Consider the following 6,395-nt stretch of genomic DNA (forward strand, 5'->3'; position numbering starts at 1 on the left):
ATAAGTATTATCAAAAGTAACAAAAATCCGACGAATCAAAACTTGGCAGCAAACCCGATCCCAATCACCTGTTTGATCTGCAACCGGGCCCCTTCTACACCGGTTTTGCTGTCCTTGATCTTGGTATCATCATCATAGATCATATCCAGGGTCAACAGGGCAGAAATCCACTTATTCACCTTCAGTTCCAATGCATTAGTGAAAAATATGTCTACGTTTTGCGGGTTATGCCTGTAATCGGAGAACAGGTCTAACCGGCCTTTGTAGGTCATATTTTTTGCAAAAGTCTTGATATAATTGGCGGAGAGATAAGCACCCATCTCATATTTCAAATGCTTGCCGGTATCCACCCCATAAGCGCCCTGGTTGGACAGAAATTGGTCCATTACCACTACAAAACGGGCAGTAACAGGGGATAAGAACAGCGAAAACTCTTTACTGGGCTTGTAGTCAAAGCCGGGTGATACCAACACATATGCCGGCGAAAAAAAGGTTGAGTTAAACTCAGCTGCGGTGTCGGATGGGTACAGGTAACCATCTGTAAACTGCGTTCTAAGGTTAACCAACCCGCTTACAAACCAGTTTCTGCCAATATCGTAGCCGTACTTGGAGGTAAGGTCTATCCGGTCATCACTTTTACGGCTACCAAGGCTGGTCGTGTTGATATAACCATAGGCCAGGTCTGCCACGTTACTCCATTCCCTTCTTCCTTTTTTATAGTTAGCCCATGCAAAAACGGTGGAACCGAGGGAAAATGAAAAGTTGTCACCACCCGCAGCCCAGTTGCTAAGCGATCCCTGGTTGATATTCACGTTGATGTTCATACCCTTGAACCAGAGCTTGGGGATTGTATCTTTATCATCTCTTTTTTTCAGCTTTTTGGCGGCTTCATCCCGGTCGGTCTTCATCCAGTCATTCTGAGCCTGCACAGTAGTACAATACACACACAAGAGGCATGCGATGGATAAAGTAAATTTTCTCATCAATTTCAATTTTTAGTTAGGATAATACAAAACGTAAAAGAAAAGAACCATGATCCAGCATGATCCTTTTCTTAAAAATTATAGCGTATATGCGATAAGGTTATTTGGATTTGATAGCATCGCGGATTTCGATGAGCAGCTTCTCCTGTGTGGTAAGCTCAGCAGGAGCAGGGACTTCCTCTTTCTTACGGGTGAGGCGGTTCATAAATTTCACCAGCATGAAAATACAGAAGGCAATAATCACGAAGTCAAGCACACTTTGCAGAAAAGCCCCCCAGGCCAGTACATTCACACCCGCAGCCTTGGCTTCTTCCAGCGTTTTGTAGTCCGTGGTGTTACTGAAAGATAACACAGTGAATTTATCCTTAAAGTTCACCCCGTTTAAAAAAATACTAACGATCGGCATTAATAAATTATCAACAAGTGATGTAACGATCTTTCCAAAAGCACCTCCAATAATCACACCCACAGCAAGATCCATTACATTGCCCTTTAAAGCAAATTCTTTAAACTCCTTTACGAACGACATAATGAAAAGTTTTAGTGGTTAAATTTTCTGTAAACAAAATTAGTATTTATTGACGGAACACATTCATTGACAATTTATTATTTCTTTAAACGAGGATATTTCATTTTCAATGATTTTAGTGTATCCCTTAACGTTAATGCTATCAGGTATTCCTTGTACCAGTTCTGATCGGCCGGCACTACCATCCATGGAATGTAGTTACAATTGTTAATGGCATCCTCATAGGCGTTCATATACTTATCCCAGAGTTTTGATTCGGTGAGATCCTGTTCATTATATTTCCACATTTTTCTCGGATCTTCTGTACGTTCTATCAGGCGTTGTTGTTGCGCTTCGTGTGAAACATGCAGATAGAATTTCAGGATTTGTGTATTTCCATGTACAGCCAGCAGTTTCTCAAAATCATTGATGGCATCCATCCGTTTGTAGGCCGTTTTATCATCAATCCATTTATGCACCCGCTGTATGAGGATGTCTTCATAATGCGACCGGTTAAACACCTGGATCATGCCTTTCCCTGGCGTCTGCTTATGTATGCGCCACAAAAAATCATGATCTGTTTCTTCCGGTGATGGCGCCTTAAAGGAATATACCGTAACGCCTTGTGGATTTAAGGTACCGGTCACATTCTTGATCACCCCGTCTTTGCCACTGGCATCCATTCCCTGCACAATCAGTAAAACGCTGTGCTTATGTTCTGCGTACATTAAATTCTGTAACTCATCCAGTTCCTGCAAAATCTCTCTCGTAAGTGCTTTAGTTTTTTCTTTATCAAATTTTTTGGGAGCGGAGGTACTTATTTCTGCTAATTTGATTTTGCCCATAGCCAATTGGTTCTTATTTAAATGTAACAAAATGTAGCCAGTAGTGTTGAGTTAACACGCTATTCTTTTTTGATTTCTGACCGTATAATCTGACCTTTGCACCCATAAAACCCTGCCAATTGAACCAACGAATCGTCAACTGGAGCATATTTCTGCTATTATCACTTACATGGGGAAGCTCCTTCATTTTAATGAAAATAGGACTGGAAGCATTTAGCCCTTACCAGGTGGCCAGTTTACGACTGGTGGCTGCGGGAGCGGCGTTATTACCTTTCCTTCCAAAGGCACTGAAGGCTACGCCTATACGTAAATTGCCTGTTATTATTCTCTCCGGCCTGCTAGGAAACGGCATTCCCGCCTTCCTGTTCTGCCTCGCCGAAACCCGCATCGATAGCTCGCTGGCGGGCATCCTTAATTCGCTGACACCGCTGATGGCACTCATCACCGGCTTCCTGATATTTAAAGTACCGGTAAAGAAAGAACAGCTTACCGGCGTTTGTGTAGGATTACTGGGGGTGGTACTCCTCTTCAGCAGCAAAGGCGTTGCAACAGATAAATACTGGTATTACGGTTTACTGGTGATTGCTGCCACGGTCAGCTACGGCGCTAACATCAGCCTGGTGGGCCATCACCTGAAAGGTTTCGGGTCCTTACAGCTGGGATCTATTGCCATGTTCTTCTGCGGCCTCTTCACCCTGCCAATCCTCCTGTATACCGATTTCTTTCCGCAATTTATGGTGGAGCCGGCACCCTGGCGCTCATTAGGAGCAGGGCTTGTACTGGGTGTAATGGGCACCGGTGTGGCCGCGGTACTGTTTTACCTGCTTATCAGAAGGGCGGGCGGTATGGCGGCATCCATGGTAACATATGCGTTGCCGATAGTGGCGATGGGCTGGGGATTCCTTGCCAAAGAACCTATCACCTGGATGCAGGTGGCCTGTATGTTTATCATCCTCTTTGGCGTTTACCTGGTCAACAAAGCAAAAAAGGCATAAAAAAAGCTCCGGATCAGTGATCCGGAGCTTCCTTAATATGATGGATCGGCATTAGATTGCCATGATCTCTTTTTCTTTGACTTCGCAATGCTTGTCAATCAGAACAATGTTCTTGTCGGTCATTTGTTGAATATCCGCTTCTGCATCTTTGGCGGTATCCTCACTCAAACCATCTTTCTGCAGTTTCTTGATACCTTCAATAGCATCGCGACGGATATTGCGGATGGCTACTTTTGCCTGCTCGCCTTCACCATTTACTCTTTTTACAAATTCCTTTCTTCTCTCTTCTGTGAGTGGCGGCAGGAACAAACGGATGATAACACCGTCGTTCTGAGGGTTCAGACCAATATTAGAGGCGATGATCGCTCTTTCGATCAGCTGAAGCATATTTTTTTCCCATGGTTGAATAGTCAGCGTACGTGCATCAGCTATCGCCACATTGGCCACCTGATTCAGTGCGGTTGGCGCACCGTAATAATCCACAAAAATACCATCCAGAATTTGTGGGTTAGCTTTACCAGCTCTGACTTTTGTCAATTCCACTTCCAGGTGCCCGATGGCTTTTTTCATCGAGTCCGCTGCATCATCAAGGATAAGCGTTAGATCGTCTTGCATAACATAAATAGTTAAGTGCCTGCAAACCTACAGGATTTCTTTTAATCGTCAAAGTATAGCTTCCATTTAGCCGATTAAAAAAGGGTAGCAAATCATTGCTACCCTTGTAAAATATTATTACACGTTTACTTATCTTGTAAGATACCGTCGTTTGTTACTCTTAAAATCTTTGGTGGATTCTGCAGCGCCACATTCTCCGGCGTAGCCACCTGCAGGTTCAGGGCTGCCTGTGCCTGAGCAACTGCTGCCAGTTTACGCTTGCGGGCGAGATACAGAATGCCCGTCAACCCCATAGCTGACATGCCTACCACAATGATCATGGCGGTAGTACCAATACCCTGCAACGCAAATGCTGCTGCAATGTATATGGCATTCACCGTTACAGATACCAGGGTGGTTTGTTTATGGTTCAGCTTCAGATCCAGCAGATAGTGGTGGATGTGGTTTCTGTCGGCAGAAAACGGAGAGCGCCCCCGCAGCATCCTTACGGCAAATACGCGCAAGGTATCAAACAACGGAACAATCAGGATGGCTACAGCCACGCCTGGTGTAGCAGTGATAGGCATTTTACCAACCGGGTTGCCGGCCACATCTATAAATTTGATGACGAGCACTGCATTTACCAGGCCAATCAGCAAGGAGCCGGTATCACCCATGAATATTTTTGCAGGTGAGATATTGTAAATCAGGAAGCTGGCCAATCCCCCGGCCATGGAAAAGCCCAATACGGCATAAGTAATTTCACCCACATGCAGGAAGTAAGCCCCCAGGATAGCACTAACAAGCAATCCTATACTACCAGCCTGACCATCCACCCCGTCGATCAGGTTAAATGCGTTGATGACCACGATAAAGGTAAAGTACGTCAGCATCAGGCTGATGCTGCTTGGCAGCTCATAGATACCGAGAAATCCATACATATTTGAAATCTGCAGGTTTCCGAGGTATATGATCGCAAAAGAAGCCAGCAACTGACCGATCAGCTTTTTAAGCGGTGATAATCCAACGATGTCATCCTTCATTCCCACCATGAAAATGATGAAAAAAGCAGCCATCATGTATTGAAAAGGAGAGTTCTGGAGCACAGGAACGCACACCGCAGCTGCAATGATGAAACCAGAGAAAAAGCCCATTCCGCCAAGGGTTGGAATACGCTTTTTGTGAGCCTTTCTTTCGTCCGGTTCGTCGTAGAGGTGCTTTAATTCCGCTACCTTAATCAGTATCGGAATTGAAAAATAGGTCACAACAAAACTTAGGACGGTAGCAATTAATACATTCTCCATTTATCGGGGGGTTAGAGTGCAAAGATATTAATTTCAATGAAATGTGTAAATATTCGCTGAAAAAATAAAGATTTTGTGATATTTTGGACCCGCAAAAAACATTCAAACGCTACAATTCTATGAAATTCTTATAGTTTTGCGGCTTTAAAAATCACAAGTATCATGCCACAGCTCCAGGATATAGCTTCACAGGTAAGAAGAGATATAGTACGAATGGTACATGGTGTTCAGAGCGGACACCCAGGTGGTTCCCTCGGCTGCGCCGATTTCCTGACCGCCCTTTACTTTAAGATAATGGATCATAAGCCTACGCCGTTTGATATGGATGGTAAAGACCAGGATCTGTTTTTCTTATCAAATGGTCATATCTCCCCGGTATTTTACAGCGTACTGGCACGTTCCGGATACTTCCCGGTAACTGAGCTGAGCACTTTCCGTAAACTCAACTCCCGCCTGCAAGGCCATCCTACCACCCATGAGCACCTGCCAGGTGTACGCATCGCCTCCGGCTCTCTGGGCCAGGGTATGAGCGTTGCCATCGGTGCAGCACTCGCTAAAAAACTCAACGGTGATAACCATATCGTGTTCTCCCTCCATGGCGATGGCGAACTGGAAGAAGGCCAGATCTGGGAAGCAGCCATGTTTGCTCCTCACCATAAAGTAGACAACCTCATCATCACCATCGATGCCAACGGTCAACAGATCGACGGTACCACCGCTGATGTAGCAGGCCTCGGCGATATCGGCGCTAAATTCGAAGTTTTCGGATGGCACGTTATCCACATGGACGGCAACAATATGGACGAAGTAGTTGCAACCCTGGAAAAAGCTAAATCCCTCACCGGACAAGGCAAACCTATCTGCATCATTATGAAAACCGTAATGGGCGAAGGGGTTGACTTCATGGAAGGCCACCACGAATGGCATGGTATCGCTCCTAATGATGAGCAACTGGCCAAAGCACTCGCTCAACTGCCTGAAACACTGGGTGATTACTAAGCATTAACTTCTTGCTATAAACGTAAAAAGGAGGCCGGTGGCTAGTCATGGTCGGAAGAAATTTCTTCCGACCATTTTCTTTTATATATTTTCTTTTGATTTTTTAACAAGATACTGACAACCATTTATTTATGATTACATATCACTATTTTAGTGATTGATGTATC

The 6,395-nt window shown here is 44.7% G+C and carries 7 protein-coding genes; 2 read left to right on the top strand and 5 right to left on the bottom strand.

Annotated elements, in window-relative coordinates; translation table 11 throughout:
• Positions 1–35 precede the first annotated feature (35 nt).
• From KW844_RS27905 to KW844_RS27915, 3 genes are all read right to left on the bottom strand, one after another.
• Positions 36–983 (bottom strand): DUF3078 domain-containing protein, encoded by a 948-nt coding sequence (locus KW844_RS27905; RefSeq protein ID WP_218380062.1) that lies wholly within the window; start codon positions 981–983, stop codon positions 36–38.
• A 100-nt stretch (positions 984–1,083) separates the two neighbouring features.
• Positions 1,084–1,512 carry a large conductance mechanosensitive channel protein MscL gene (gene mscL / locus KW844_RS27910; RefSeq protein WP_218380063.1) on the bottom strand — a complete coding sequence of 143 codons (429 nt, stop codon included), beginning with the start codon at positions 1,510–1,512 and terminating at the stop codon, positions 1,084–1,086.
• Positions 1,513–1,589: 77 nt separating this feature from the next.
• On the bottom strand, positions 1,590–2,336 hold the full coding sequence (locus tag KW844_RS27915) for a PPK2 family polyphosphate kinase (RefSeq protein WP_218380064.1): 747 nt from the start codon (positions 2,334–2,336) through the stop codon (positions 1,590–1,592).
• A gap of 119 nt (positions 2,337–2,455) precedes the next feature.
• Between KW844_RS27915 and KW844_RS27920 the strand changes: the two genes are divergently transcribed.
• Complete coding sequence (locus tag KW844_RS27920; RefSeq protein WP_218380065.1) at positions 2,456–3,331, top strand: DMT family transporter; 876 nt, start codon at positions 2,456–2,458, stop codon at positions 3,329–3,331.
• Positions 3,332–3,382: 51 nt separating this feature from the next.
• Here KW844_RS27920 and frr read toward each other — a convergent pair whose 3' ends face one another.
• Both frr and KW844_RS27930 read right to left on the bottom strand, forming a co-directional pair.
• On the bottom strand, positions 3,383–3,946 hold the full coding sequence (frr, locus tag KW844_RS27925; protein WP_218380066.1) for a ribosome recycling factor: 564 nt from the start codon (positions 3,944–3,946) through the stop codon (positions 3,383–3,385).
• A 125-nt stretch (positions 3,947–4,071) separates the two neighbouring features.
• Entirely contained in the window at positions 4,072–5,229 is a 1,158-nt protein-coding gene (locus KW844_RS27930; protein ID WP_218380067.1) for a glycosyltransferase family 4 protein, read from the bottom strand.
• Positions 5,230–5,391: 162 nt separating this feature from the next.
• Between KW844_RS27930 and KW844_RS27935 the strand changes: the two genes are divergently transcribed.
• Positions 5,392–6,228: a transketolase gene (locus tag KW844_RS27935; RefSeq protein WP_218380068.1), complete on the top strand. Its 837-nt coding sequence runs from the start codon at positions 5,392–5,394 to the stop codon at positions 6,226–6,228.
• The last annotated feature ends 167 nt before the right edge of the window (positions 6,229–6,395 follow it).

The sequence above is a fragment of the Chitinophaga sp. sic0106 genome, assembly GCF_019219075.1.
Classification (GTDB): Bacteria; Bacteroidota; Bacteroidia; order Chitinophagales; family Chitinophagaceae; genus Chitinophaga.